The 26852-nt window shown below is 38.1% G+C and carries 25 protein-coding genes; 8 read left to right on the forward strand and 17 right to left on the reverse strand.

Annotated elements, in window-relative coordinates:
- Positions 1–115: 115 nt before the first annotated feature.
- Together DRW42_RS06670 and DRW42_RS06675 are read right to left on the reverse strand one after the other, a co-directional pair.
- Positions 116–1462, reverse strand: a complete 1347-nt coding sequence (locus tag DRW42_RS06670) for an ankyrin repeat domain-containing protein (protein WP_244215215.1) — start codon at positions 1460–1462, stop codon at positions 116–118.
- 9 nt (positions 1463–1471) lie between these two features.
- On the reverse strand, positions 1472–2674 hold the full coding sequence (locus DRW42_RS06675; protein WP_113948042.1) for an ankyrin repeat domain-containing protein: 1203 nt from the start codon (positions 2672–2674) through the stop codon (positions 1472–1474).
- A 1642-nt stretch (positions 2675–4316) separates the two neighbouring features.
- Here DRW42_RS06675 and DRW42_RS06685 point away from each other — a divergent pair.
- Positions 4317–6536, forward strand: coding sequence for an NADP-dependent isocitrate dehydrogenase (locus tag DRW42_RS06685; protein WP_113948085.1), 2220 nt, complete (start codon positions 4317–4319; stop codon positions 6534–6536).
- 124 nt (positions 6537–6660) lie between these two features.
- Here the strand turns inward: DRW42_RS06685 and DRW42_RS06690 are convergent, their stop codons facing one another.
- Together DRW42_RS06690 and DRW42_RS06695 are read right to left on the reverse strand one after the other, a co-directional pair.
- Positions 6661–8217 (reverse strand): hypothetical protein, encoded by a 1557-nt coding sequence (locus DRW42_RS06690; protein ID WP_113948044.1) that lies wholly within the window; start codon positions 8215–8217, stop codon positions 6661–6663.
- 2 nt (positions 8218–8219) lie between these two features.
- Positions 8220–9092 carry an ABC transporter ATP-binding protein gene (locus DRW42_RS06695; protein WP_113948045.1) on the reverse strand — a complete coding sequence of 291 codons (873 nt, stop codon included), beginning with the start codon at positions 9090–9092 and terminating at the stop codon, positions 8220–8222.
- 350 nt (positions 9093–9442) lie between these two features.
- Between DRW42_RS06695 and DRW42_RS06700 the strand changes: the two genes are divergently transcribed.
- A complete protein-coding gene (locus DRW42_RS06700; RefSeq protein ID WP_113948046.1) occupies positions 9443–9850 on the forward strand; it encodes a hypothetical protein in 408 nt (135 codons plus the stop codon).
- Between the two features lie 205 nt (positions 9851–10055).
- Here DRW42_RS06700 and DRW42_RS06705 read toward each other — a convergent pair whose 3' ends face one another.
- The 4 genes from DRW42_RS06705 to DRW42_RS06720 all read right to left on the reverse strand — a co-directional run bounded on the left by DRW42_RS06705 (position 10056) and on the right by DRW42_RS06720 (position 14427).
- Positions 10056–10475 carry a hypothetical protein gene (locus DRW42_RS06705; protein ID WP_208643515.1) on the reverse strand — a complete coding sequence of 140 codons (420 nt, stop codon included), beginning with the start codon at positions 10473–10475 and terminating at the stop codon, positions 10056–10058.
- Between the two features lies 1 nt (position 10476).
- The gene (locus DRW42_RS06710; protein ID WP_113948047.1) at positions 10477–12303 is read right to left on the reverse strand and encodes a DNA polymerase III subunit gamma/tau; all 1827 of its coding nucleotides are present in this window, start codon (positions 12301–12303) and stop codon (positions 10477–10479) included.
- 480 nt (positions 12304–12783) lie between these two features.
- Positions 12784–13539, reverse strand: coding sequence for a DUF1570 domain-containing protein (locus DRW42_RS06715; RefSeq protein WP_113948048.1), 756 nt, complete (start codon positions 13537–13539; stop codon positions 12784–12786).
- A gap of 24 nt (positions 13540–13563) precedes the next feature.
- Positions 13564–14427: an AraC family transcriptional regulator gene (locus tag DRW42_RS06720; protein ID WP_113948049.1), complete on the reverse strand. Its 864-nt coding sequence runs from the start codon at positions 14425–14427 to the stop codon at positions 13564–13566.
- A 182-nt stretch (positions 14428–14609) separates the two neighbouring features.
- On the opposite strand from DRW42_RS06720, the gene DRW42_RS06725 reads away from it, so the two are divergent.
- From DRW42_RS06725 to rplI, 4 genes are all read left to right on the forward strand, one after another.
- Entirely contained in the window at positions 14610–15203 is a 594-nt protein-coding gene (locus DRW42_RS06725; RefSeq protein ID WP_113948050.1) for a hypothetical protein, read from the forward strand.
- A gap of 292 nt (positions 15204–15495) precedes the next feature.
- The gene (gene rpsF, locus DRW42_RS06730) at positions 15496–15852 is read left to right on the forward strand and encodes a 30S ribosomal protein S6 (protein ID WP_113948051.1); all 357 of its coding nucleotides are present in this window, start codon (positions 15496–15498) and stop codon (positions 15850–15852) included.
- Positions 15852–16115, forward strand: a complete 264-nt coding sequence (gene rpsR, locus DRW42_RS06735; RefSeq protein WP_010599582.1) for a 30S ribosomal protein S18 — start codon at positions 15852–15854, stop codon at positions 16113–16115. Before rpsF ends, rpsR begins: the two co-directional genes overlap by 1 nt.
- Before the next feature lie 12 nt (positions 16116–16127).
- On the forward strand, positions 16128–16571 hold the full coding sequence (gene rplI, locus DRW42_RS06740) for a 50S ribosomal protein L9 (RefSeq protein ID WP_113948052.1): 444 nt from the start codon (positions 16128–16130) through the stop codon (positions 16569–16571).
- A gap of 385 nt (positions 16572–16956) precedes the next feature.
- Here rplI and DRW42_RS06745 read toward each other — a convergent pair whose 3' ends face one another.
- The 3 genes from DRW42_RS06745 to DRW42_RS06755 form a co-directional block, all read right to left on the reverse strand.
- Positions 16957–17655, reverse strand: coding sequence for an SDR family oxidoreductase (locus DRW42_RS06745; protein WP_113948053.1), 699 nt, complete (start codon positions 17653–17655; stop codon positions 16957–16959).
- Positions 17656–17685: 30 nt separating this feature from the next.
- Positions 17686–18495: a 3-keto-disaccharide hydrolase gene (locus DRW42_RS06750; protein WP_113948054.1), complete on the reverse strand. Its 810-nt coding sequence runs from the start codon at positions 18493–18495 to the stop codon at positions 17686–17688.
- Between the two features lie 61 nt (positions 18496–18556).
- Positions 18557–19267 (reverse strand): hypothetical protein, encoded by a 711-nt coding sequence (locus DRW42_RS06755; RefSeq protein WP_113948055.1) that lies wholly within the window; start codon positions 19265–19267, stop codon positions 18557–18559.
- 390 nt (positions 19268–19657) lie between these two features.
- On the opposite strand from DRW42_RS06755, the gene mtgA reads away from it, so the two are divergent.
- Entirely contained in the window at positions 19658–20386 is a 729-nt protein-coding gene (mtgA, locus tag DRW42_RS06760) for a monofunctional biosynthetic peptidoglycan transglycosylase (RefSeq protein WP_113948056.1), read from the forward strand.
- 67 nt (positions 20387–20453) lie between these two features.
- On the opposite strand, the gene DRW42_RS06765 is transcribed toward mtgA, so the two are convergent.
- From DRW42_RS06765 to DRW42_RS06775, 4 genes are all read right to left on the reverse strand, one after another.
- Positions 20454–22871, reverse strand: coding sequence for an AsmA family protein (locus tag DRW42_RS06765; RefSeq protein WP_158544290.1), 2418 nt, complete (start codon positions 22869–22871; stop codon positions 20454–20456).
- Between the two features lie 99 nt (positions 22872–22970).
- Complete coding sequence (locus tag DRW42_RS29485) at positions 22971–23159, reverse strand: YciI family protein (RefSeq protein ID WP_425273470.1); 189 nt, start codon at positions 23157–23159, stop codon at positions 22971–22973.
- Positions 23108–23257: a hypothetical protein gene (locus DRW42_RS29210; RefSeq protein ID WP_244215216.1), complete on the reverse strand. Its 150-nt coding sequence runs from the start codon at positions 23255–23257 to the stop codon at positions 23108–23110. Before DRW42_RS29210 ends, DRW42_RS29485 begins: the two co-directional genes overlap by 52 nt.
- A 1-nt stretch (position 23258) precedes the next feature.
- Complete coding sequence (locus tag DRW42_RS06775) at positions 23259–23738, reverse strand: ABC transporter ATPase (RefSeq protein WP_113948058.1); 480 nt, start codon at positions 23736–23738, stop codon at positions 23259–23261.
- A 50-nt stretch (positions 23739–23788) separates the two neighbouring features.
- On the opposite strand from DRW42_RS06775, the gene DRW42_RS06780 reads away from it, so the two are divergent.
- Entirely contained in the window at positions 23789–24295 is a 507-nt protein-coding gene (locus tag DRW42_RS06780; RefSeq protein WP_113948059.1) for a hypothetical protein, read from the forward strand.
- Positions 24296–24421: 126 nt separating this feature from the next.
- On the opposite strand, the gene DRW42_RS06785 is transcribed toward DRW42_RS06780, so the two are convergent.
- Positions 24422–25210, reverse strand: coding sequence for a (Fe-S)-binding protein (locus DRW42_RS06785; RefSeq protein ID WP_113948060.1), 789 nt, complete (start codon positions 25208–25210; stop codon positions 24422–24424).
- Positions 25211–25320: 110 nt separating this feature from the next.
- A complete protein-coding gene (locus tag DRW42_RS06790) occupies positions 25321–26616 on the reverse strand; it encodes a 4Fe-4S dicluster domain-containing protein (RefSeq protein ID WP_113948061.1) in 1296 nt (431 codons plus the stop codon).
- Between the last annotated feature and the right edge of the window lie 236 nt (positions 26617–26852).

The following is a 26852-nucleotide window of genomic DNA, read 5'->3' on the forward strand; positions in this document are numbered from 1 at the left end:
AGACTCGTCATTGCGAGGTACGAAGCAATCTTAAAGCGTTTGCTAGTAGCGATCGTTGTAAGATTGCTTCGTCGGCTGAAAAAGCCTTCTCGCAATGACGTCCGTCTAGGTAAACTTACCCTCTCAAAATTTTAGCTTTCTCTGCATCAAATTCTTCCTGTGATAAAATTCCGGCATCCAATAATTCTTTTAAATCCAATAAAGCCTGCTTTTTGGCTGCCATATCATTTTTGGGCGGCTCAGAACTACTTTGTGATGATGCTGCGGTCTCTGTTTGCTGATTTGGGGCACTTGCAGGACCGTATTTTAATAAAAGTTCAGTAATTTCATTAAAACCTTTGATGTTTGAATAATCGATTGCTTTTTGCTCTTTCACATTAACAATTGACGGATCGGCAGATTTTTCGAGTAAAAATTTCACTGCATCTTTTTTGCCATTTGCAGCAGCATAATGCAAGGCGGTGTTTCCGCTTTCATCCTGGATATTAACATTGGCACCTTTTTCCAGTAATAACTTTAGCATACTTAAATGCCCACTTTTAGCTGCTACGTGTAACATGCTTTCGCCACCATAGTTATAATTATTGTCGAAAGAGAAACTGGCCGAAATAGAAATATTGTTTGCCGTTTCTACCCATTCGAGGTACGAATACATCGAATCGTCGTTGCCCGAAAGCGGTTTTGCGTAATTTACATCTACGCCATTGGCTAAAAATAAATCAACAATTTCCTTCTGGTTATTGGCACAGGCATACCATATAGGCGATAATCCATTTTTTGAAGATACAAATACATCCGCACCTTTTTCTACCAGTGTTTTGGTAAGCATGCGGTTGGCATCGTAACAGGCAAGCAATAATGCCGATTCTCCATTGTGGTTAACATGGTTAATATTGGCGCCTTTATCAATCAGCAGCTCAACCATTGGCGAATTTTTAGATTTAACCGCAAAAATCAATGGCGAATCGCCATGTTTATTAGTAGTACCAATATTGGCACCAAATTCCAATAATTTTTGGACAACTTCCTTGTTTCTCCACGCAGATGCGATTAGTAATGGGGTTTCTGCTTCATTATTTTCGCTGTTAACGTCAAGGCCGCTATCCAGCAGCTTTTCCAATATTTCAATTTGACCGTTTTGTGCAGTTAAGTGTAACAGGCTATTTCCTTTAAGGTCCTTAATGTCGATCCTGGCACCTTTATCCAACAGGTAAAGTGCTGTTTGTTTCTGCTTTTGCAGGCAGGCAAAATAAAAAGGAGTTTCGCCGGCATGATCTTCATAATCCAGATCTGCTCCCTTATCAATTAAAATTTTTACCAGATCTAAATAACCGTGGTGCGCGGCATAATGCAGAGCAGTTCTGCCTTTTTCATCAGTATAACCTACTTCTACTTCGTTATTGGCCAATAAAAGTTCGGCTATTTTTCGTTTGCCGCTTTCGCAGGCAATTATAAATGACATCGACATATATTAAGATTGTTTCATTAGCAGTTCAACTGTTTTTATTTTCAGGTTGTCATCTGAGGCCAGCATTAAAGCTGTTTGGTCTTTATCATTGCTCATGGTAATATCTGCTCCATTTTCGATCAGAAGTTTTACTTTCCGGTAGGTTTCCTTTGCTTTTTCGGGTTCGTAATTCACATTGTAGGCGCAAACTTTGTGCAACAGCGTATTTCCCTCATCATCTGTCCTGTTGATATCTACCTGCCCGGTTTCTAAAACAGCAGCTAAAATATCGGCCTGTTTTTCGGCAATCACATCCAACGGGGTTTTATCTGCACTATACCAGGTGCTCGGTTGATAGAGATCGGCACCATCGTTAAGCAATTTTTTAAGGAAATTAATGCCGCTTTCACTGTTCGACATCATACGTACATATTCGAACAAAAGGGTTTCTCCTTTTTTACTTACCTGATCAAATTCGGGTGAAGCAAAATTGCGCAACGTATCGTAAATGTTTTCACTTTGCGAATGTGCAACGGCATAAAAGAAGGCCGAATTTCCTTCTTGATCGGTCTGGTTTGGATCGGCGCCGTTTTCGAGCAAGTGTGCGATTAAATTTTTCTTATTAAATTTTATCGCCGTAATTAAAGGCGTTTCCTGTACAATATTACCTTCATTGATATCAATGCCTTCGTTAATGAGTATATCGATATAACCTTTAAGCAAATCGGTTGTTTGTTCATCGTTGAGGTTGTACCGGCGGAAACTGCTTTTTACCACTTGCTGTAGGTAGTTCTCTTCTGCATTGTTTTTAAAATTTGTGGTGCATCCGGCATCAATACAGGCTTTGATTACTTCTAAACTTACGCCATTTTCGAAAAGATAACCCAATAAGGTTTTTGCATTTACCTCGTCGTTCAGGTTATCAAAATGGGTAATAAATTCCTGAAAGAAAATGATGTCTTCCTCATCGTTGCCCAGGTTGCGTACAATGCTTTGAAAAATGCTTTTATCAAAATTATCGAATTCATAAATATCAGTTTCGATGGTTTTATCCTTTACCATCATATTTAACATTTCGTACTGTTTTTCGCGGATAAGGTTGTCGAAAATAGACGATTTTTGGTAATCTTGGAGGTTTTTGGAGAGTTTTTCGCCGTTTTGCATCATGCTTTTCGCTTCGTCAAATTTGCGGGCATTTAACTGCTGATCTAAGGTAGTTTCGGTCATTTCAATTAAAATATTTAAAATAGATAGATATATGTGCCCCTGATGCTACAAAAGTTTAGCCAAAGAATGTTTGGAGAAAAAAAATAATGTGAAAGTTGTTTATGGGTAACTGTATAAAGTGTTGAGAATGGTTAATTGTTTACCCTTCGACTACGCTCAGGGGGTTAACTGTTGCCTGGCGATTGCTAAATTGATGCATTGCTAAATTGTTAACCGCAGGTTGCCCATTGAAAATTGTTTGTTTTTTTGCTAATTGTTGGTTTTCCGGGCCAAATGCCAAAGTGTATAGCCCTGATCGGAGCGGGCATTCCGATATTTCATCGGGATAAAGCGGAGAGCAGGAGTACCGATAAAAAAAGCGAACGGCCTTGCGCTTCAAAAAAGATACAGACATTCATACTTTACATTTATTTTTTTTGGAAAGCAGTTGAAGCATTCCATAGGTTAATTTCTTCCTGCTCTACCTTCTGCAATGAAAAATGGCATCCGTTCGATCAGGTTTAGCTTGGTTATTTTTCTGCTGCTATGTTAATTTCCTGTTCAGAAGCCAAAGTTTATAGCCCTGATGGGAGCGGGCATCCCGACAGTTCCGTCGGGATAAAGCGGAGAGCAGGAGTATCGAAAAAAAAAGCGAATGGCCCTGCGCTTCAAACAATTTACAGTCATTCATACTTTACATTTATTTTTTTGGAAAGCAGTTGAAGCATTTCATAGGCTAATTTCTTCCTGCTCTGCCTTCTGCCGTGAAAAATGGCATCCGTTCGATCAGGTTTAGCTTGGTTATTTTTCTGCTACTATGCTAATATTCCGGGCCAGAAGCCTAAGTTTATAGCCCTGATCGGAGCGGGCATCCCGATATTTCATCGGGGTAAAGCGGAGAGCAGGAGTACCGATAAAAAAAGCGCATAGCCTTGCGCTTCAAAAAAATTACAGTCATTCATACTTTAGATTTACTTTTTTTGGAAAGCAGTTGAAGCATTCCTTAGGTTAATTTCTTCCTGCTCTACCTTCTGCCATGAAAAATGGCATCCGTTCGATCAGGTTTAGCTTGGTTATTTTTCTGCTACTATGCTAATATTCCGTGCCAGAAGCCTAAGTTTATAGCCCTGATCGGAGCGGGCATCCCGATATTTCATCGGGGTAAAGCGGAGAGCAGGAGTACCGATAAAAAAAGCGCATAGCCTTGCGCTTCAAAAAAATTACAGTCATTCATACTTTAGATTTACTTTTTTTGGAAAGCAGTTGAAGCATTCCTTAGGTTAATTTCTTCCTGCTCTGCCTTCTGCCGTGAAAAATGGCATCCGTTCGATCAGGTTTAGCTTGGTTATTTTTCTGCTACTATGCTAATATTCCGGGCCAGAAGCCTAAGTTTATAGCCCTGATCGGAGCGGGCATCCCGATATTTCATTGGGATAAAGCGGAGAGCAGGAGTAACGATGATAATAGTGAATGGCCCTGCGCTCCAAACAATTTCCCATGAGTAACATTTTACTAAAGGAATGGCACAGCTGCATCATAAATAACATTGCGATGTTCCTTAATTCATTCGATTATTTTATCTTTAGGCGATTTTAAAAAGATCGGTACAAAGAGCCATAAACCGATCGAATATTTAACCTTAATAAGCAAAATCAATATAAATATGTCAAATACATCAAAAATTATCTACACCAAAACCGATGAGGCGCCAATGTTGGCTACTTATTCACTTTTACCTATTGTACAAGCTTTTACCGCATCAGCAGGTATTGATGTAGAAACCAGAGATATTTCTTTAGCAGGAAGAATTTTGGCAAACTTTCCTGAGTATTTAAAAGACGACCAAAAAATTGGTGATGCTTTGGCAGAGCTTGGTGCATTGGCCACCACTCCTGAAGCAAACATTATCAAATTACCAAATATCTCTGCTTCTATTCCACAATTGGTAGGTGCAATTACCGAGTTACAGGCGCAGGGTTTTGCCCTTCCAAATTATCCTGATAACGCACAGAGCGAAGAAGAAAAAGCAATTAAAGCTAAATATGCAAAAGTTTTAGGTTCGGCGGTAAACCCGGTTTTACGTGAAGGTAACTCCGATCGCAGGGCGCCTAAAGCCGTTAAAAATTATGCAAAACAAAACCCGCACTCGATGGGCAAGTGGTCTGCAGATTCTAAAACCAGGGTAGCCAGTATGACAGAAGGTGATTTCTTCGGTTCGGAAAAATCGACCACTGTTGCAGAAGCCAGCCAATTTAAAATTGAATTTGTTGCTGCAGATGGTGCTGTAACGGAATTAAAAGGATTATCGCCATTAAAAGCAGGAGAAGTAATCGATAGTTCGGCATTGAGTTTATCGGCACTTAAAACTTTTGTGGCTAAAGAAATTGCCGAAGCTAAGGCAGAAGGTGTTTTATTATCGACGCACTTAAAAGCAACGATGATGAAAGTATCAGACCCTATTATTTTTGGTGCCATTGTTGAAGTTTATTTTGCAGATGTTTTTGCTAAATATGCAGATCTCTTTAAAGAATTAAATATCGATACCCGAAATGGTTTAGGTGATGTTTATGCAAAAATTGCAGGCAATCCTAAACAGGCAGAAGTTGAAGTTGCTTTGGCACAGGCTATTGAAAATGGTCCGGCTTTAGCGATGGTAAATTCTGATAAAGGAATTACCAACCTGCACGTACCAAGTGATGTGATTGTGGATGCTTCTATGCCTGCAATGATCCGTACATCAGGCCAGATGTGGAACAAAGAAGGTAAGCCTGAAGATACAATTGCTTTAATTCCCGATCGTTCTTATGCAGGTGTATATACAGCAACCATCGATGACTGTAAAGCTAACGGTGCTTTTGATGTAACTACCATTGGCTCGGTACCAAACGTAGGTTTAATGGCTCAAAAAGCTGAAGAGTATGGTTCTCATGATAAAACTTTCCAGGCTACAGCTTCGGGGATCATCCGTGTAACTGATGCTGATGGAAAAGTATTTTTTGATCAGAAAGTAGAAAAAGGCGATATCTTCCGCATGTGCCAAACTAAAGATGCGCCAATTCAGGATTGGGTAAAATTAGCGGTTAACAGGGCACGCCTGTCTGAAACCCCTGCAGTTTTCTGGTTAGATGAAAACAGGGCACACGATAGAGAGATTATTGCCAAAGTAAATACTTATTTGAAAGACCACGATACGACTGGTTTGGATATCCGTATTTTAGCCCCGATCGAAGCAACCAAATTTACTTTGGAGCGTATCCGTAAAGGTTTAGATATCATTTCGGTGACCGGTAACGTATTGCGTGATTATTTAACCGATTTGTTCCCGATTTTAGAATTAGGAACTTCGGCCAAAATGTTATCAATTGTACCTTTAATGAACGGTGGTGGTTTATTCGAAACCGGTGCAGGTGGTTCTGCTCCAAAACACATTGAGCAGTTTATCGAAGAAGGTTATTTACGCTGGGATTCGCTTGGTGAGTTTTTAGCACTGCAAGCCTCTTTAGAGCATTTATCTCAAACTCAAAACAATGCGAAAGCACAGGTTTTAGCCGATGCTTTAGATGAAGCGAATGCTAAGTTTTTGGCAACAGATAAATCTCCTGGCAGAAAGTTAGGAACAATCGATAACCGTGGTTCGCATTTCTATTTAGCTTTATATTGGGCTGAAGCTTTAGCTGCACAAAGTAAAGATGCTGATCTGAAAGCAAGATTTGCACCGTTGGCTAAAACTTTGTTAGAAAACGAAGCAAAAATTAACGAAGAGTTGATCGGTTCGCAGGGTAAACCTCAAAACATTGGCGGTTACTATAACCCTAATGATGAATTGGCGAGTAAAGCCATGCGCCCAAGTGAAACATTAAATACCGCTTTGGCTGGTTTGTAATAACTAAGTTTTAGCATAAAATAAAAAAGGTGTTAATGCGTTGCATTTAACACCTTTTTTATGTCGTTTATAGTAGACCCTTAACTTCTTCTTTTTTCCAGATAAATGTCGTTTGGTTTGCTGCTTATAAATTATTCACCTGGCGTGCTCTGAACATAACGCATGCTACTAAAAGTGATATGTTTATGATGAAGATGCTTAACATTTTGCCCAAATAATCAGGATGCGGTATTCCTCCCAAATAATCTACCGCCGAAATCCGCTTGAGAACACAATAGGTTAAAAGGAAAAAAAACACTTCAAAGAGCTTTTTGCCATCACTAATTATTCCGATAGAGATGCTTAATATGGCAATGAGCAAAGTTCCGTTAACTACCTGTATTATGTTAAGATAGCTTGAACTGATTATCAACCTCAAAATTACTGGGAAAGCCAATGCAATCAACAGGCTAAAGGCGGCAAGAATTTGTGCCGATAGTACTCTTTGCAGGGGTTTGTAAGCGGCATAGGTTAAGTAATGTAACCGATATGCCTTTTCTTTAGTAGCCAGATCGGATAGTTTGTTTACCTGCAGAAAAAATAAAACAGGAAGTAAAATTACATGGGCCGTTGTAAGTGGAACAAATAACAACGAAACCCATAGCGCAAAGCTAAGTATATTTAGAATTTTTGGATCTTTTCTGATCATTAATAACAGCTCTATTTTGATCAGTGGCAAGATGCCGTAAGCTGGAATTATTGCCGGAAGGGCAATCTTTTCTATTTTTGAATAATTTGTTTTTGCAGGTGCCGAGAATATAGGCAATCTTCTAATCTTTAATGTTTTAAAATCGAAGCGGTGAAATGAAAATGAAGAAATGCAAACTGAGATCAATATCATGCCAATCCATACCGCTCTGCTGGTCAGGTAATCAAAACTCCAAGATACGCCATTCCATACAAAGGTTTTATAACTCGCCGTTTCTGTAATTGTATAGCCTAAAGCAATGTCTTTAATGCGCTCATGAAATTGGGTATCAATCTGATTTGTAATGCTACTGATAATTTCATTGATTCCAAAAATATCGGTGATGGCAGAGGAAGACGTTGAGCCCATATTAATGGTAATTAAGGTAGTAAAGATGAAAAAATAAAGAATACCCTGCAGTATACCTTTTCCCCGTAAAAATACCTCACCCAGTATGGCAAATCCTGCAACCACCGTCATTGCAGGGATAATTGTAAAAATATAGGGTAGTAAAAAATCTTTAATAAGGAAGGGATAACCGGATTTTTTGATCAAAAACACCAGCATTGCTACAATAATTGCCAAAGCGGAAATAGTAAGTAATATAAGCAGGTTACTTACAAATTTGATTAATAGATAGCGCATATTGGATATTGGGCTGGCAGCAACAATTAATCCCACTTCGGTATCTATATCTTTTTTGATTGCTCCGTTAACTAAAAAGAAACCGAACAGGGCAAGTATGGTGGTGGTCATTAATACAGAAATATGTCCGGCCCATGCAGAATTATAAACGCCCTTGTACCCGGTGATAATTAAAGTTGTATAATTTTCATCAGGTGCAGGTACAAAGTGGTACGCTGCATAAATGGTTATGGCCAGTGTAATCAGAAAAGCATAGCTACGGCTTCGCTGTAGGTAATCGCCTTTAATCGTTTGATAAAATATGCCCATAATTAGTACTGTTTTTGGGTTAAATACAAATAGGCGTCTTCTAAACCAGGATTTACACCTTTTATGTTTGCATTTCCATGGCTGGTATCAGAAATATACCGAAGGTTAATATGGTCAGGCTGTTTACTCATGTCGGTTACCAGGTGCTTTGATCTGAAACCATCAAGTTCGGCATGTGGGATAGAAGTTTCAAAAACCTTACCCTCCATTTTCTTTGTTATAGCAGCCGGACTACCTTTATCAATGAGCATTCCGTTTTTCATGATGGCCACTTCATCGGCAATGGTTTCGATATCTGAAACGATGTGTGAAGAAAGAATAACAATAGCATTGTTTGCCATTTCTGAAATCAATTGTCTGAAACGGACTCTTTCTTCAGGATCAAGGCCCACAGTCGGCTCATCAAAGATTAATACTTTAGGATCGTTAAGTAAAGCTTGTGCAATACCCACCCTTTGTTTCATTCCACCAGAGTAGCTGCCTATTGGCCGTTTGGCATCGGCAGTGAGGTTAACCCCATCCAGCAAGATTTCGATGCGTTTTTTTAATCCATGGCCGCCAATACCTTTGAGTGCAGCCATGTACGTTAGAAATTCGTAAGCGTTCAGATTGGGATATACCCCAAAATCCTGTGGCAGATAACCCAATATTTTTCTGATTGCGTTTGGATTTTTTATGATATTTTCTCCATTCACAAATATGGTTCCGCCGGTAGGCTTACTAATGCTGGCAATAATTTTCAATAAAGTTGATTTTCCGGCACCATTTGGGCCTAATAAGCCCAATATCCCTTTCCCGATACTGACAGAAAAATCAGCTAATCCTATTTTACCTTTGTTGTACTGTTTTGTTAAGTTCTTTATTTCTAGTTCCATACTTTGGTTTTAGGTCGTTTGATTGGTGGGTATGGAGGAAGTTACAAAATGTAAAAAAATGTATCACTTTACGATAATTTGTGATCCCTTTTTTAATGATAAATCTAATTCCACAACCCCTCGGTCTGTGTCTCCACAGAACGAAATAAAAGTTTAATGATACAATTACCCGCATGAGGGATAGAAACGGATAGCCCGCAGCCTGATTTTTCATCAGGCGAGGACTAGCAGTGCATAGCCCGACCCTTGCGCAGCTTGGGGCACGCCCAGGTAAAAAGATTCTACAGCTAAAGAAAAACCTTATCTATCTCCATTTGTTATATCACTATAAATTATAGGAGACCAATACCATGGCAATTAACGAGAACAAAGGATCGCAGGATAAAATACACAGCACCACAGAAAATAGCGAAATCAATAAAGAAAATTTATCATACGATAAAAATAAAGATAGTTACGAGCTTGATGTAAAAGGTACGGATAGCGATTACGATCATCCGATGGGATATGAAACAGTTGCTGCCGGTGCAAAGGATGATGATTCTACCTACGATGAGGCTAATCCTTATGTTGGCGATGAATATGCCCGTAATGAAGAAATTGCTGAAGATAACCTGGAAGAATTAGGTATGCATGTAGATAATGGGGAAAGTGTAAAACTGAACCCTGAAGATGAAATACTGGCCCGTACGCCAGAAGATAACCGTGATGATTTGGATGAAGAAGGTTATCCTGTTAACGATACGCCCCAAAAATAGTCAGGAGATTACCGTCGGGAAGATGGTGACTTGACGAAACAATCATAAATGGAAAAGCAGGGTTACAGCAAATGTAGTCCTGCTTTTGTTTTGGTGCAAATCTATTTTATCAATTGTTCTATATGCTGTTTCCAAGTTTCCCTATTGTTGACTACAAATTTTTCGATTGCTCCGTCTTTCAACGAAATCTGTAAACCATTTTTAATTATTCCAATGGGCTAAAGAATGTAAGCTCACTTATACTATCAATTTGAATAGAAAGCGTATGGTTCTGGATATTTAAATGGTGTGATTTGAATACTAAACGATCATTTAGCAGGTATAATTTTCCACCTACAGCTTCCCTTTTTACAAAATGATTGGCAGCACCGGCATAAACAATGTCAGCTTCATCAACTCCCTCTAATTGTGTCTGATGATTTACTTTTTTAGATTTTGAAAAGAAATACAGCATCAGTCCCATGAATGATCCGAATAGTAGTCCACTTATTGGTCCCATGATTAATGCGGCATGTAAATCGTATAGAAAAATTGATGTTATACCAAAAAACAGGCAAAAAAATAAGCCAGACAATAAACCTACCTTTATAAAGGCCTTGGCGTCTGGTTTTTTTTCGTAATTCATTTTAAGGATTAATATCTAGGTTAAATCGTCTGCGTAATTCATCAAGCTTTGGATTTTTATTAACCAGGTAATCATATTTTTCGCGGTTACCATAAAGCCTGTTTTCAATTTTACGCTCTACCAGTTTATAGGTAACCTCTACACCAAAGTTGCGGAGTTCGTTCCGTAAAAAATTTAAAAGCTCAACAGATTCCTGCTGGATAAGGTGTTCCTGCGTTTTACTTTCTACCGAAATCTCAATCAGTTGTGGATTAAGGAGGGTAGGAGCAAAATTATTTAAAATGGTAAAAAGGTTGATTTTATCAGCTGCTTTGAGTTTCTGGGTATAAATACTCCAGATTTCCAATAAGCGATCATAACTAAACACCTCGCGGGCCTCGCCTGTTGCTTTTTTCGGGCCTTTCTCTTCTTCTTCCTGTGCAATACGGTCAAAATCGTTTAACGAAGGAATAAGCATGCTTGTAGCACTGGCCTTTGGTATGTTGATGCTGATGGAAGTTGCAGACGGCGGGGGACCACTCACCCTGGGGCTTTCTTTCGCTTTTTCTTCTACAGTAATACTCGGTTGAACAGGGATATTAATAACAGGAGGAGGAGTTTGTGCCGTATTTTCAGCTTCAACTTTTGGTTTAGGGCTTTCAGCTGGCGCGGCTACGACATTAGTTTTTTTTTTATCCTGATCTCCGTCAGTTGCTGTGTTATTGGTGTTTAAAGGTTGTTGCGCTAAATTGACGACCGACCGGATATGGCACATTTTTATCAGTGCCAACTCTACCTGTAAACGCTGGTTTTTAGAGTTTTTATAATTTAAATCGCAGGTATTGGCCAGGTTTAAAGCAGTTAACAAGAACGAAAGTTCTGTTTGGCGGCACTGATCGAGATATTTTTGCTTGATATTTTCGCTAACCTCCAGCAATCTAATGGTTGCTGCATCTTTACCTACCAACAGGTTACGGAAGTGACTGGCCAAACCATTGATAAAGTTGTTGCCATCAAAACCATTGTTCAGGATTTCGTCGAACAAAAGTAAAGTCTGGCTCACTTCTGCTGCAGTTAAGTAAGAAGTAAGTTTGAAAAAGTAATCGTAATCTAAAATATTCAGGTTATCGATTACCGCTTTATAAGTGATGTTCTTATTGGCATAACTGGCAATCTGATCGAACATCGAAAGCGCGTCGCGCAAACCACCATCTGCCTTTTGGGCAATAATATGTAAACCATCACTTTCGAAAGCAATATTTTCGCGTTGGGCAATGGTTGATAGGTGACTGGCAATATCCTCTACCTGAATACGGTTGAAATCAAAAATCTGACAACGCGATAAAATAGTTGGCAGGATTTTATGTTTCTCGGTAGTAGCCAGGATAAAAATGGCATAAGAAGGTGGTTCTTCCAAAGTTTTCAGAAAGGCATTAAATGCACTTTGCGATAACATGTGAACCTCATCAATAATATAAATCTTGTACTTTCCGGCTTGAGGCGGTATACGCACCTGTTCAATTAAACTACGGATATCATCAACAGAGTTGTTTGATGCCGCATCTAATTCGTGCACATTAAAAGAATGTCCGTTTTGGAAAGAAAGACAGTTGTCGCATTGGCCGCAGGCCTCCATATCAGCTGTAGGATTGGTACAGTTAATGGTTTTGGCCAGGATACGCGCACAAGTGGTTTTACCTACTCCACGCGGCCCGCAAAATAAAAATGCCTGGGCAAGCTGGTTATTTTTGATGGCATTTTTTAACGTACCGGTAATATGCTGCTGGCCAACTACGGTTTCGAAGGTGGCTGGGCGGTATTTACGGGCAGAAACGATAAAATTTTCCATCGGCACGAAAATAGGAAAAATTTAGGTGTTGTTAGGTTGAAAAATTGGAATGTGGAAAAGTTGGTGCAGGAGGTATAATGTTGGAAGCAAATTGTTAATTGTTGGATTGTTTTATTGTTCGCAATCATTCACTCATTCAAAATTCAGCCACTTATTCATTTGTTTTACTTCATTGTTAGAACGTTGAAATGTTAGGCTTAAGAAAACATTCAATCATTCAAAATTCAATCATTATTATNACTTCATTGTTAGAACGTTGAAATGTTAGGCTTAAGAAAACATTCAATCATTAAAAATTCAATCATTATTATATTGTTTTAAGGTTGATGTTGTAAAGTTGAAATGTTGAGCTTAATGCACATTCACTCATTCAAAATTCAATCATTATTATATTGTTTTAAGGTTTGATGTTGTAAAGTTGAAATGTTGAGCTTAATGCACATTCACTCATTCAAAATTCAATCATTCTTTAATTTAAACCTAAGGATGCAAGCTGTAAAATTGTTTATAACTGGCTTCAAATGCATTAAAGCTACCATAAGTAAGCTCAATGGCTTTTTCAGTATCGTAGCCTTTTGCAGTTAATTTGATAATGTTTTTTAATGCCCTTGTGCTTTTGTTTTTAACGAAATAATAAATCATGCTGTAAGCGGTGTTATAATTATCATCCACACCATGCCCGTAAAATGCTCCATCATAGATTTTAAAAAAGTTTTTTAACCTGTCGGTATCCTTAAAGGCCAAACCTGCTTTTATGCTTTTAATCCGGTTACTTTGCGGATAGGAATATAAATTTCCTTCGCTGTCGAAATCAAGTGTTTCGAAAAATTCTGCCAAACCCTCATTTAGCCATTTTGGTGCTTTCTGGTAATTAAACTGGAAAATACTGTGACTGGCCTCATGTAATGCCACAGGGATAAAATCACCACCCTTCATGATAAACGCTTCATTTATTGTTGGGATATAAAACCCCGTTTGTGATGGCGCATTGTATTTGGTTTTTTCTATTTTGTAATCTTTATATTTTCCGTAAAGGTTAATTTTAACAGGGACAGTAATGTTATTACTGGTTTCGAAAATTTCATTGCAGAACATGCGCTCGTAGGCAATCAGTTTTTCGATCTTCTTTTGTTCGCTGTCGTTTATTTTACAGTTTACCAAATTGATTTCGACATACTGGGCGTAAAGCGATAAGCTGATCAGATTAATGGATATTAATAGAAATAGTTTGTTCATAATTTTAAAACCTATTCTAATATATTACTTAATCACCGACTTTAATTCATTTCTATACTCCGAAGCACTTTTCCCCGTAAATTCTTTAAACAATTTATTAAAGTGGCTAAAATTATTAAAACCGCTTTCGTAAGAAATATTGGCAATACTGATCGGTTTTTCGGCCAAAAGTTTTGAGGCATGTACCACACGGTATTCATTTACGAAATGAGTAAAGGTTTTTTTGGTAATCTTTTTAAAGTAACGGCAAAAGGAGGGGACCGTCATGCTCGACATTTCCGCTACATGCTGTAAACTGATCTGATCCTGAAAATGATCTTTCACATAGTTGAATATCATATTGATGCGGTCGTTATCCTGCACCTGCATTTCCATCGAAAAACCATCTGCATTTAAAATTTTATAATCATTTGCCAGTTCCAGCTCTTTCAGAACACTGAGTAGGGTTAACAGCCTTTCGAAAGGTGGCTGATCATCCATCATTTCGATTTTGTCGCCAACGGCAAGCATGGTTTCGGCGCCAAAAGCAATGCCTGCCTTTGCCTTGTCGAATAACTCGTGGATGCCTTTAATTTCCAGCAAACCTAAAAAGGTATCGCCAAGAAAGTCCGGTTTCATCTGGATCACCGTTTCGTTTTTATTGCCTGTATTGGTATCGGTAAAACCACAGTGTGGGAGGTTGCTGCCAATCAGGATCAGATCGCCGTCTGTATAATAAGAAACATGACTGCCAATCTGCCTTTTTCCGGCTCCGCCATTTACAAATACCATTTCAATCTCCGGATGGTAGTGCCAAAGGTGCGCCATGTTATTGGCATTTTCTACATATTTAGAATAATAGAAAGAGCTCCCGAAAGAGGGCTCAACAACCTCGAAACTTGGTTTCATATTTTCTGAATTATTTCACCAAAATACATAAAAAATATGCTTTATTATAACATTTTGTCAGATAAGTGTATTATAGGGGTAATATAGCATAGAAAGTGGAAAATATGCAACTAACTATATCCCGGTTTGCTCCCTACCTTAGTACCATCATATAATTATTAACTCTTTAAAAATATTTGGTTATGAAAAAGTTCTTAAAAATCGGTTTAATAGCAGCCTTATTTTTTACTGCTACGGGTGTTCACGCTAACGATGATGATTTTACATTAAAGGTAAAAGGCGAGAAAGAAAAATATATTCGTTTTACTGCTGATAAAGCAGAAAAAGTTAATCTTTCGCTTTTAGGGTCGGATGATGAAGTTTTATTTGAAGAAACCATCAACGCGGTGGCATTCTCAAGCAAAATTTACGATTTAAACGCGCTTCCTGATGGAAACTATGTGCTTAAAGTTGAATCAGAGGCTAAACTGGCAAAATATGCAGTTACCATTAAAGATGGCGAAGCTGTTGTTTCAGAACCAACCGTTTCTAATATATTTAAACCTGTATATACACTAAATGATAAAGTGGTAACACTTAGCTTAGATAACCTGGAGAAAAATCCGATCGAAGTTAAAGTATACAACGAATACAATGATGAGGTTTATAACGAAGTGTTTAAAGATAAAGCACAGTTGACCAAAAAATTCAATATCAGCAAAACAGATTCAAGAGAATTAACCTTTGTGGTTAAATTTAAAGACGAGTGTTTTGTAAAAACTGTACAAACTTACTAACAACAACAGCTAATTGATGTAGAGGGATTGTCTTAATTGATGATCCCTTTTTTATTGATGGATGATGTAATGATGTAAGATGGATGATTTAAGGCGGATGAAGGTATAGCTTGATTTCCCATTATACATCATACCTCTTACATTTTTCATAATGTTTTTCCATCATCCATTTTCCCTTTTCCATCTTCCCTACATTTTTTGTATAATCATTTGATTTTAAGAAAAATATTGTTACTTTTGCATCCCCGTAATATAGCTCGGGATTAAAAAATTAAAAACATAATTAATAACAATGAATCAGTACGAAACTGTTATCGTTCTAACCCCGTTGTTATCAGAAGAGGCTGCTAAAGAAGCATTAGCTAAATTTAAAGCCGTTCTTACTGACAACAATGCCGAAATTATCCAGGAAGATAATTGGGGTTTGAGAAAATTAGCGTATCCAATTGACAAAAAATCAAACGGATTCTTCAACTTAACTGAATACAAAGCTTCAGGAGATTTGATCGCAAAATTAGAGCTTGAATTAAAACGCGATGAGCGTGTGTTACGTTTCTTAACTATCCGTTTAGACAAACACGCAATTGCTTACAATGAGAAAAAGCGTAGTGGTGCTTTTAACAAAAAAACTAAGGAGGTTGCAGCGTAATGGCAAGAGAACAAATTCAATACGTAACTGCCCCTAAAGTAGAGGATAACCGTAAAAAATATTGCCGTTTCAAGAAAAACGGAATTAAATACATCGATTACAAGGATGCAAACTTCTTGTTGAAATTCATTAACGATCAAGGTAAGTTATTACCACGCCGTTTAACTGGTACTTCGTTAAAATTCCAACGTAAAGTGGCTCAGGCTGTTAAACGTGCCCGTCATATCGGTTTGTTACCTTTCGTTGCTGATCAATTAAAATAGGAGGCTAGAGATATGGAAATTATTTTAAAACAAGATATTAAAGGCCTTGGCGAGAAAGATGATTTAGTTACAGTAAAGCCAGGTTATGGCCGTAACTATTTAATCCCTCAAGGATTTGCAGCACTGGCTACTTCTTCTGCTAAAAAAGTTTTAGCTGAAAACTTAAAACAAGCTGCTTTTAAACAAGATAAAATTAAGAAAGATGCTGAAAGCGTTGCTGAGCGTTTAACTGATGTTAAACTATCAATCGGTGCTAAAGCTGGCGAAAGCGGTAAAATCTTCGGAGCGGTTAATACCATCCAGATTGCTGAAGCATTAAAAGCTCAAGGCTTTGATGTAGACCGTCGTCGTATTACTTTCGAAACTGAACCTAAATTTGTTGGCGAATATGTTGCTAACTTAAACTTACACAAAGAAGTTAAAGTTCAGGTTCCTTTCGAAGTAGTTGCTGAATAAGCATTCTTTTAAAGAATCAATAAAAAGTCCCGATGAAAATCGGGACTTTTTTTATGGAAAAACAATATATCGTCATGCTGAATTTATTTCAGCATCTTTTTTAGCTTGAAAATACTGAAATAAATCCTATAACTATCGGATTTGGAAAACGACTACTTTAGAAAACGAGTTTAGCTTGTAATAAAGTCAGGGCATTTCACCATTATTCTTGTAACAAAGTCAGGGCATTTTGTTTGGTTGATGAAGTTTTAGTAACTGAAATGCTTTCTAAGTCATCAAATCTGCGTGATCTCTGGGAAACCATTAGTGATCTCCCAGAGTTATAGATAATAATGAAATTGGTTTAGTCCATTTTCCATTATCCATCTCACATCTTCCATCCTAACTATCCTTTTGGTGTGGTAGGCCTGATTTCTACCTTGCTCGGTAAGGTTCTGGCCGGCATGGCCAAAAGATCAACAATCAGTTTACCCATATCTTCGGGCTGGATTTTCCATGCATCGTTTTCGCTATCAGGCTGATGATCGTTAAAATGGCTCGCCACCGATCCGGGCATAATGGTACTCACTTTTACGCCGTATTTCCTTAAATCGAGCATAACCGATTGTGTAAAACCGGTTAAACCGAATTTGCTGGCATTGTAGGCAGAACCCCCGGCAAAAAAATTGGTTCCGGCTAAACTCGAAATGGTAAAAATATGCCCTTTATTTTTTTTAATTTCTTCAACTGATGCTTTGATGCTGTAAAAAACACCTGTTAAGTTGGTATCGATGGTTTCTTTCCATAAATTAATATCCAGCTCGTCTATCGGTGCAAAATGACCAACACCGGCATTGGCAATCAGCACATCCAGTTGTCCCCACTTCTCGACGATCAGGTTAATGGCTGCCTCCTGCGAATTAAAGTCGGCAACATTGGCTTCGATGGCCAGTACATCCCCATGCGCCACCAGATTGGCTGCTGCCTGGTTTGCGCTATCTATTGTTCTGCTGGTAATGGCTACTTTGTAACCTTCTTTTAAAAGGGCTTCGGCAATACCGTAACCGATTCCTTTACTTCCTCCTGTAATTAATGCAACTTTCATGTTCTTGTAACGTATGATATCGGAAAATGTTTATTTTGATTTTTTCCTGCTGTTATGTGGCAGTTCCTTGATCTGGATATCCTTAAAATCAACCGGCTGACCTTCACTTTGCAAAGCAATAAAACCTTCTGTAAGTGCCTTGCCATCGATTTTGATTTTTGGATCGTAGCGGTTGGCTACACCGCCACCAATCTGCGGTGTGCTATATTGTAAAACCGTATCGCCATTGATAATGTGTGTAACCAGCGAATCGCCCATTACAATCAGCTCTGCTGATACCCACTGATCGCCATCGTATGTTTTTGATTTAGAGTCTAAACAATGTGCATCATATAACTTGCCGCGATAAAAAATATCCGTACCTGGTGAACACATGTTGCCTGTAGGTCGAGGACGGCCATCGCTTAGGCCACCTAAAAACTGCATTTCGATCGAAATTGGCCAATCTTGTTCTTTCGGCATTGTTTTCGGATCCTGCGAATGAAACATTACACCACTATTGCGCAGGGTGTAATCTGGCGCTCCTTTTTGCAGTTCGCCAACAAAGCGGTATTTCAGTTTGAGGTGATAATAAGAAAAGGGTGTTTTATAATAAAGATGACCAAACTGATCATTAAAATCACCATATTGATCATAACGAACCTGTATTGTACCATCAACTACCTTGAAAGTATTGCCATAATTCACATTATAATCATGGTGGTGAATTTTCACATTCCAATCTTTAATATCTTTTCCGTTAAAAAGTGTAACCCACTTTTCTGAATTGTTATTGATGTTTTTGGTGGTGCTACAGCCCCATAAAGTTAGGACGAAAAGCAGATAGCTTAGTTTTTTCATTTGGTTAATTTGATTTGCGGTATTTGTGTTAGTTCTTTAATTGGTCAATCATAAATTTTATTTATCGTTTAGGCTTCTTAATAATTTTACAGCAATTACCGCTATTGTCCGTAAAGTTAGATAAGTGTATTCCATTTTCCCTTATATCTGCTTTTATTGCGAGTAAACTATCGAATTTGACCATACCATTTCTAATTTCATAAAATTCGGATGGGTTATAGTAAATAGAATCGGGATTTTGGGCTAATTCTGTAAGGTCAAAACCACCATATTCGAGAAACCCGTCATGATCAATATCGGTAAATGGAGCTGGCCCGCCTCCTTGATTTTTGTCGTTATACACACAATCTGCAATAAATGTTACCTTTTTATCTTTAGAAATTGAGTAAGCTGTAATAAAATTGAAGTTTGGCCTTCCATCGTTTTCCAAAAAAAGCAGCACTTTACCTTTGCTTTTGATGACCCTGTTGTATTTACTTTCGTAGATAAAATAGTGTGTAGTATCTAAATAAATCTGTTTATCATTCAGAAATATCGCTTCATGGTAACGATCGTAATCCTTATGGTCAAAATATACCCTTTTTATCCTGATGCTATCGGCGCCATCTATTTTAATAATGAGTGGCTTGTAAGCGGTATCTAGTTTATTGGAATCGGGTAATTTATTGTTAATAATAACTGTAGGCGCAGCTTTGATCTGTTCTATTGGTTTTGAGTTTCTGCACGCAATGAAGCAGAAGGATAATACAAGAACGAAAATTAGTCTTATCATAAAACTAAGATATAAAAATGAAGCAGCATTAATTTACGCTCTGCTTTTGATATCAAAAAAACATAATTTTCCATTTTCCATTTTTTGACCATTAAGGTATTAGGGACATTAAGATTTAGCGACATATTTCTAGGCTTTAACTATTGGTTATTGAAAATTGATTATTGGTAATTATTTCTTCATTGTAGTTTCCATTTCACGTTTTCCCATGTTACATTTTTTTGATCATTAAGGACTTAAGGATGTTAAAGTTAGCGACATATTTCAAGGCGTTAACCATTGGTTGTTGAAAATTGATTATTGGTAATTGTTTTGATCATTGGTATTTCTCTTCATCCATTTTCCATGTAACATTTTACATCTTCCATCCCTTTAATTACCTTTGGGCCTATGGCGAAAACCCGGACAACCAGAACGAAAAGTAAAGCAAAACATCCGCTTTTAAAAAAGATCACAAACATTGCAACTAAGGTATTTTTATATTTTTTACTGGTTTCTGTATTTTGGGTAATTGCCTTACGTTTCATTAATCCACCGATAACACTTTTAATGGTTTTGCGTAATATTGAACGTAAAGCAGATGGAAAGCCATTTAAAACGGAGAAAAAGTGGGTGAAGTTTGATGACATGTCTGACAACATGAAAAGGGCCGCGGTATCAGCCGAAGATCAACTCTTTTTAAAACATATCGGTTTCGATATGAAAGCTATTGAAAAGGCTTTTGCCAGCAATGCAAAAGGAAAAAAAGTAAAAGGGGGAAGTACCATTTCGCAGCAAACTGCAAAAAATGTGTTTTTATGGCCTGGTAGGTCATGGATTAGAAAAGGTTTCGAAGCTTATTTTACTTTACTGATCGAACTTTTCTGGAGCAAAGAAAGGATTCTGGAAGTTTATTTAAATGTAATCGAAATGGGTGATGGCATTTATGGTGCCGAAGCCGCATCGCAGGAGTATTATGGTAAATCGTGTACCAAACTCACTAAAAAACAGGCCGCTTTAATCGCATCCTGCTTCCCAAACCCAAGAAGATGGACGCCGAAAAATGCCACCCCATACATCAGGCACCGCCAATATCTCATTTTACGGAATATGAACAGGCTGGGACCACTTGATTTTTGATGTAAGATGTTTGATGTAAAATGGGTAATGGAGATACAGTTTCTTTCCATCATCCATCTTACATCTATTAATCATGATCTTTATTCCACCTGATTTTAATGCCGCCTTTTTCATCATCAACGGCTTTTAAATGCAATACAATGCCACGCATCCGGGCCTGTTTTTTCTCTTCTTTGGTGAGGTTTTCGTCGCCTTTAGGGTTTCTCAGCGGGATATCCATGGCTACATTTGTTCCTGGGCCCAGGGCATAAGTTCCTTTAACATTAAAATTTAAGGCACTGGAGTTTACCTGCATCGGACTGATTTCTACCTTATCGCCTTTAATATTGAGCGTTCCGTCGAGGTTTTTGATTTCTACATTTGATAAATTCCGGTTGGCAAATGCAAATTTCCCTACTTTAACCATCGGATCAAAATTGACCAAAGCAGCATTGTTAAGGTTGAAAACTACCCTGCCGTTTATCGACCGCGGAAGTATTTTCCCGGTATGCGATATCCTGCCCGAAATATTTACGAGTGAAGATAAATAACCTTTTAAGTTTTTGTTGGTAATGGTGTTTTGTCCGAAGTTATCAAAAGAATAAAAGAAATCCTTAACGCTTACATGGCTTATTTTCGAATTGATTTTAAAACTGTTCGATGCGGCCTCCTGTACAATATTCCCATTTAAAGATAATTGACCGCCAGCATGGGCAACACTTATTTTATTAAAAAATATACCACCACCACGGAGTGAGATATCAGCATCGAGGTTTTTAGCCGTAAAATTATCATAAATGGCTTTATCTACGGTTAAGCGGATGTTCATTTTGGATAGCTCGAGCACATTGCTCAACTCTTTTGAAACTATTTTTTTGTTGCCGCTCGATTTTGGTTTATTACTTGATCTCGGACCTAAAAAGGGCAAAAATTCTTTTAAATAAAGTTGTGGGCTCGACATTTTTAAGTTTACCAATATTTTATCCGGTGCGGTATAATATAAATTGGCAAAATTAGCAATGCTACAGTTAACATTTAGCTCACTTTTACCCAATTGGAAATGTCCGTTCTGTATAGATAAATCATTCTGGTTAAAGTTGATGTTCAATGCACTTTTTACCAGGTGAAGGTTCCGTGGTACATACAAAATATCCGCATCGGCGATCTGTATCTTGCCTGAAACCACAGGTTTGGTAAACCTAAAATTATCAATATCGGCCTGGCAGTACAACCTCAGGTTGGCCGTTCCGTTTTTAAAATTGAAATCGTTTGTACCCAGCGAATTATTTAAGTTGGATAATGGAAATTGTGAAGTAACCAGTCCGGTAGCAATGGGCCTGGCCAGGTTGTTTACCGTAAAAGTATCGATCTTCAGGGGTGCGTTGAAATATTTGGCTGTAAGTTTATGAAATTTGATCGAAGAGTTTTCATCACCGATTATGCCGCCAACTGTATCGCGGTTGGTAAAAGAGCCATCAAAATTACAGGCTGTTAATTTTCCGGCAGGGATAGAAACAATATTGTCTCTCACAGTAATGCCGACCTTGATCAAAGGATCTCCATATTTTCCCGATCCATCGTCGATAATATTTCCTCGGATATCGATCGGTTTTTCGATGCCGAATTTTAATAATTTGGATGAAATATTGGGCGAAAGAAGTAAAGCCACGTCCCTGAATAAAATGTCATCAACAGCAATGCTGATGGCAAAGGCCGATTTGGAAAGATCTATTTTGGCACCAATCTTAAAAGGATGCCCGCCAATGTTTAAAATTTCGGGGTTTAAGATTACTGCATCCGAATCGCGGCTATAATGTGCAACAAGCGTTCCGCCCAGGGTTTTATCTTTTAAAAAACTTCCTTTGCGCGTATTAAAAGCAAAGCTGTTTACCTTGGTATTCAGTTTAATTTTGCCTGTCCAGCCGCTATCCGGATATTCCATCCTCCCCTGGATCTGGTCGATATCAAAATTGAACAGTTTAAACCTTTTTTTGTTATCGAGTATTAAACTTACTTTGTTGAAATCAATCTTTTTTACCTCCAGTGCAGAAGATTTTGGCGACGACTTTTTATCATCGGTTTTAGGTTTGCTTTTAAAAATACTGGTATTGCTATACCCGGTAGAATCGGTATAGATATAGATTGAGGCATTATTAATGGCAATTTGTTTAATGTTGATGTTGCCCACAATGAGCGAAAGTACATTTAAGGATACATCGATATCCTGTGCCTTTAAAAGATCGTGTTTATGCTGGTTCCATAAACTATCCCTCAATAAAACGCCATTTAATGATACAGAAACACCCGGAAAACTCTTCAGGAGCGTAGGTTCCATACTGGTAGCCGTAATTTTTCCGTTTAAATTTTTATTCAGCTGTGAGAGGATAGAAGCCAATACTTCTTTCTTGTTCCTGCTGATATAAAATGCCCCGGCCAGCCAGGTTAATATAATCAGGATAACAAAAACCGATATGATTTTTAAAGAGATTTTGAGCCAGCGCTTCATACACATTAGTTTGATTTAACAATATAATGCTTTTTGATTGCTAATTGTTTGGCAGGTAAAGAAAAATATCAGTTTTAGCGCTATAGGTTTTAGGTATATTTATCCTAAAAGTAGCTCCAGATCAGGGTGATATTGAGAAGTGAGGAACTGTGTAATGGTATAATCGGCCAATCGGCGGGTATAAAAAGGGTCTTCCATGAGGATCTTTTTTAAGGCTTCTTCATCTTTGGCCAACGCTAAAATAATGCCGCCTGTACGGGGTACTTTTCGCCCCGAAGCAACAAAAATATTTGCATCGTAGTATTCTTTAAGAACTGAACATGTGCTTTCATATACCCGTCCAGTTCTTCTAATGGAACAATATATTTTAAATCTACGATGAACATGTTATAATAGGTGCGCGAAAACGGTAGAATGCCAGCTGTTCTGGAAGGGAACTTCCCACTTGGTTTCGAGTTCTGCCAGGTTTTGCACCATATTGTTAAATACAATGGTTTCTAGTGTTACCTGTTTAATATTGACCAGGGTTTCGAAATCTTCTTTATTGTTTACCACCACTTCTCCGTTTACTTTATAAGCCATGTTGAAACGATTAAAAAGATCAACGTGATATTCCTGTTCAATTTCTTTGATGAGCCTTACAGAGCTATCAATAGAGCAGCCGGTAACCCCTGCCTGGCTTTCATCAACGGTAATGATAATGAAAAAACCATAACGGATTTCTGCTTTTGCAAGCAATTCGTTTCCGTGGGCTTTCCATTGGTTGGTAAAAGCTGCTAATTTGTTCAGGATCTCATTTTCTTCGGTAGAAGTAAACTTGCGATCGCTTTGGTAGATCCAAACTCTTGATTGTGGAGAAAAACTCATATACAAATTTATGATTTTAATTAATTTGCTGTGTTTAAAACGCTAACCTGATGAAAAAGTTTACACTCTGCTTGAAAATATCCCTTGTTTCGGCTTTCTGTATGTTTTTATGCGCTTTTTCCGATCCCGAAACCCTCGAACAATATACTGGTTACCTGCAAAAAACATTTGTTGATCATTATGATAATGCACAGGAAAGCAGCCAGGTAAAACGTTACGAATTAAATGTTACCAACACTGGTTTTTGCCGTTATAAGCGTTACTATAATAACGGTAAAACAGAGTATTTCGCATTTAAGCTGGCAAAATTTAAAGATATGGATTATTATGGCACCACTGTTTCAGGGAAATTATACATTCATACCAAAAGTGACGATGTAATTGTGCAAACTTATAAGGATAGGGGAGGCGATGTTGATTCGATGGCTACACAGATTATTATTCCGGTAAAAAATATGGAAGCGGAAGATTTAAACCTGATCAGGAATAACCTGGAAAGGATAGTAAAACTACCGCCCGCTGAGATACCTAAAACAGAAGTGAAATCGGAGGATTAAGGGTTACTTCGACTAGGTTAGTCAGATCGATTCGTCATGCTGAATTTATCTCAGCATCTTTTAAGCATGAAAGACCCAGATCCCGATGGTTCGGGACAGGGTGACGACCGTTTTAATTAAAGCAATTTACAATCCATTTGCCCTTGCTGTAATCTCCGCAATATCAAGCACTTTAACTTCCTGTTCTTTATCTTTTAATTTAATGCCATCGCTCAGCATTGTCATACAGAACGGGCAACCCGCTGCAATAAACTGTGGATTGGTTTCCAATGCTTCGTCAATACGTTCTACATTGATGTCTTTATTTCCCTTTTCCGGTTCTTTAAACATCTGTGCACCACCAGCACCACAGCATAAACCATTGCTTTTGCAGCGTTTCATTTCTACCAGTTGCGCATCCAGCACTTCTAAGGCTTTTCTTGGTGCTTCGTAAATTCCATTGCCACGGCCCAAATAACATGGATCGTGATAAGTGATTTTCTTGCCTTTGAAACTTTCGCCGCCTTCGGCTTTCAATTTACCTTCGTTTATCAGATCCTGGATGAGTTGTGTATGGTGGATTACTTCATAAGTACCGCCTAAACCAGGATATTCATTTTTAATGGTATTAAAACAATGCGGACAGCCGGTTACGATTTTCTTAATGTTATATGCATTCAAAACCTCTATATTGGTCATGGCCTGCATCTGGAACAAGAATTCGTTGCCCGCTCTTTTAGCCGGATCTCCGGTACAGCTTTCCTCCGTTCCTAAAACTGCATATTTTATGCCTACATGATGTAAGATCTTGCATATATCACGGGTAATTTTCTGTGCCCGCTCGTCGTAGCTTCCTGCACATCCAACCCAAAATAATATCTCTGGTTCTTCACCTGCGGCCATTAATTCGGCCATTGTAGGGACTTTAAATTCCATTTGTCTGTTGTCTAGTGTTAAGTATCGAGTATCAAGTATTAAGTTGAGTATCAAATATAGAGACCTGGCGTAACTTATTTTATTTAATTCAAACTGAAAACTGTTGATTGCTAACTTTCCTGTGCCCAGTTAAAACGATCGGCAGGAGAATACTTCCATGGTGCCTGGTTATTTTCAATGTTTCCCAGCATGGCATTAATGCTACCCGGAGCCTGCGATTCTTCCATCACTGCGTAACGGCGAAGTTCCATAATAATCTGCAAAGGATCGATATTTACCGGGCAGGCTTCTACGCAGGCATTACAGCTGGTACAGGCCCAGATTTCTTCCCTGCTAATGTAATCATCCAATAAAGATTTTCCATCCTGATGATCAGCACCATGTTTATCGATGTTCTGTCCCACTTCTGTAATGCGGTCGCGGGTATCCATCATAATCTTACGTGGCGATAAAAGTTTGCCGGTAATATTTGCCGGACAAACCGAAGTACATCTGCCGCATTCGGTGCATGTGTAGGCATTCATCAGGTTTACCCAGCTTAAATCCGTCACGTCTTTTGCGCCAAATTTACCAGGTTCGGTTTCTGCCGGAACGAAAGAAGGATCGAGCATAGCCTTTACCTCGTTGGTAACAGATGCCATATTGGTAAATTCGCCTTTTGGTTCGAGATTAGAAAAATAGGTATTTGGAAAGGCGAACAGAATGTGGAAATGTTTTGAGTAAGGCAGGTAATTTAAAAATGCCAGGATACCGATAATGTGGAACCACCAGCAGCTGCGTTCTACAATTATTAATGCGCCCTCAGAAGAAGGAAGAATGTTCATTAAGTACTGACTTACCGGAAATGCACCTGCATTAACATAATGGCTAACGCCCAAAAGCTGTAGTTTGGCATCGGCTGCATTCATAAGTAAAAAAGCACTCATTAATAAAATTTCGGTAATCAGGATGTAGTTGGCATCTGATTTTGGCCAGCTTTTCATTTCTACACCGCTGAAACGTTTAAGTTTAATGATATTCCTACGCACCAGAAAAATAGCACACGAAACCCAAACTGTAAAAGCCAGGATTTCGAAAGAACCGATTAAGAAGTTATACAGACCGCCTAAACCGTTAAAAATACGGTGGGTGCCAAATAATCCGTCGATCATAATTTCGAGTACTTCGAGATTAATTATTACAAAACCGATGTAAACAAAAAAGTGCAGAAAGGCTGGGATAGGGCGTACCACCATTTTAGACTGACCAAAGGCTACGCGCAGCATGGTCATTAACCTTTTTTGTGGCTGATCTTTACGATCAACCGCTTTTCCTAAGCGGATATTGCGAATTATTTTACGCAAGTTAACGGTAAACAGCGCAATTGCTGCAAGTGTTAGTACTAGAAAGAGGATCTGTGCCACCATGCAATATTAGATTGTTTACGCTAAATTAGGATATTAATATCAAAAAAATACTATGCATGCATAAAAAAAATAATAAAATTGTTTGTTTGTACTCATTCTAAGCTATGATTAGGGCAGTTTTTCTAAACGCTGAAAAATTAATTAATTGATAATCAGAGTAACGCTGAAATAATTGAAAAAAAGTTTTGCTTTTGAAAAAAGAACACTACATTTGCAATCCCAAACGGATGGTGCCA

The sequence above is a fragment of the Pedobacter miscanthi genome (assembly GCF_003315595.1).
Lineage (GTDB): Bacteria > Bacteroidota > Bacteroidia > Sphingobacteriales > Sphingobacteriaceae > Pedobacter > Pedobacter miscanthi.

What these genes read in the sequence shown, in the direction of transcription:
- DRW42_RS06670 (WP_244215215.1), bottom strand. Translation starts at nt 1,462, where the DNA reads ATGTCATTTATAATTGCCTGCGAAAGCGGCAAACGAAAAATAGCCGAA.
- DRW42_RS06675 (WP_113948042.1), bottom strand. Translation starts at nt 2,674, where the DNA reads ATGACCGAAACTACCTTAGATCAGCAGTTAAATGCCCGCAAATTTGAC.
- DRW42_RS06685 (WP_113948085.1), top strand. Translation starts at nt 4,317, where the DNA reads ATGTCAAATACATCAAAAATTATCTACACCAAAACCGATGAGGCGCCA.
- DRW42_RS06690 (WP_113948044.1), bottom strand. Translation starts at nt 8,217, where the DNA reads ATGGGCATATTTTATCAAACGATTAAAGGCGATTACCTACAGCGAAGC.
- DRW42_RS06695 (WP_113948045.1), bottom strand. Translation starts at nt 9,092, where the DNA reads ATGGAACTAGAAATAAAGAACTTAACAAAACAGTACAACAAAGGTAAA.
- DRW42_RS06700 (WP_113948046.1), top strand. Translation starts at nt 9,443, where the DNA reads ATGGCAATTAACGAGAACAAAGGATCGCAGGATAAAATACACAGCACC.
- DRW42_RS06705 (WP_208643515.1), bottom strand. Translation starts at nt 10,475, where the DNA reads ATGAATTACGAAAAAAAACCAGACGCCAAGGCCTTTATAAAGGTAGGT.
- DRW42_RS06710 (WP_113948047.1), bottom strand. Translation starts at nt 12,303, where the DNA reads ATGGAAAATTTTATCGTTTCTGCCCGTAAATACCGCCCAGCCACCTTC.
- DRW42_RS06715 (WP_113948048.1), bottom strand. Translation starts at nt 13,539, where the DNA reads ATGAACAAACTATTTCTATTAATATCCATTAATCTGATCAGCTTATCG.
- DRW42_RS06720 (WP_113948049.1), bottom strand. Translation starts at nt 14,427, where the DNA reads ATGAAACCAAGTTTCGAGGTTGTTGAGCCCTCTTTCGGGAGCTCTTTC.
- DRW42_RS06725 (WP_113948050.1), top strand. Translation starts at nt 14,610, where the DNA reads ATGAAAAAGTTCTTAAAAATCGGTTTAATAGCAGCCTTATTTTTTACT.
- rpsF (WP_113948051.1), top strand. Translation starts at nt 15,496, where the DNA reads ATGAATCAGTACGAAACTGTTATCGTTCTAACCCCGTTGTTATCAGAA.
- rpsR (WP_010599582.1), top strand. Translation starts at nt 15,852, where the DNA reads ATGGCAAGAGAACAAATTCAATACGTAACTGCCCCTAAAGTAGAGGAT.
- rplI (WP_113948052.1), top strand. Translation starts at nt 16,128, where the DNA reads ATGGAAATTATTTTAAAACAAGATATTAAAGGCCTTGGCGAGAAAGAT.
- DRW42_RS06745 (WP_113948053.1), bottom strand. Translation starts at nt 17,655, where the DNA reads ATGAAAGTTGCATTAATTACAGGAGGAAGTAAAGGAATCGGTTACGGT.
- DRW42_RS06750 (WP_113948054.1), bottom strand. Translation starts at nt 18,495, where the DNA reads ATGAAAAAACTAAGCTATCTGCTTTTCGTCCTAACTTTATGGGGCTGT.
- DRW42_RS06755 (WP_113948055.1), bottom strand. Translation starts at nt 19,267, where the DNA reads ATGATAAGACTAATTTTCGTTCTTGTATTATCCTTCTGCTTCATTGCG.
- mtgA (WP_113948056.1), top strand. Translation starts at nt 19,658, where the DNA reads ATGGCGAAAACCCGGACAACCAGAACGAAAAGTAAAGCAAAACATCCG.
- DRW42_RS06765 (WP_158544290.1), bottom strand. Translation starts at nt 22,871, where the DNA reads ATGAAGCGCTGGCTCAAAATCTCTTTAAAAATCATATCGGTTTTTGTT.
- DRW42_RS29210 (WP_244215216.1), bottom strand. Translation starts at nt 23,257, where the DNA reads ATGTTCATCGTAGATTTAAAATATATTGTTCCATTAGAAGAACTGGAC.
- DRW42_RS06775 (WP_113948058.1), bottom strand. Translation starts at nt 23,738, where the DNA reads ATGAGTTTTTCTCCACAATCAAGAGTTTGGATCTACCAAAGCGATCGC.
- DRW42_RS06780 (WP_113948059.1), top strand. Translation starts at nt 23,789, where the DNA reads ATGAAAAAGTTTACACTCTGCTTGAAAATATCCCTTGTTTCGGCTTTC.
- DRW42_RS06785 (WP_113948060.1), bottom strand. Translation starts at nt 25,210, where the DNA reads ATGGAATTTAAAGTCCCTACAATGGCCGAATTAATGGCCGCAGGTGAA.
- DRW42_RS06790 (WP_113948061.1), bottom strand. Translation starts at nt 26,616, where the DNA reads ATGGTGGCACAGATCCTCTTTCTAGTACTAACACTTGCAGCAATTGCG.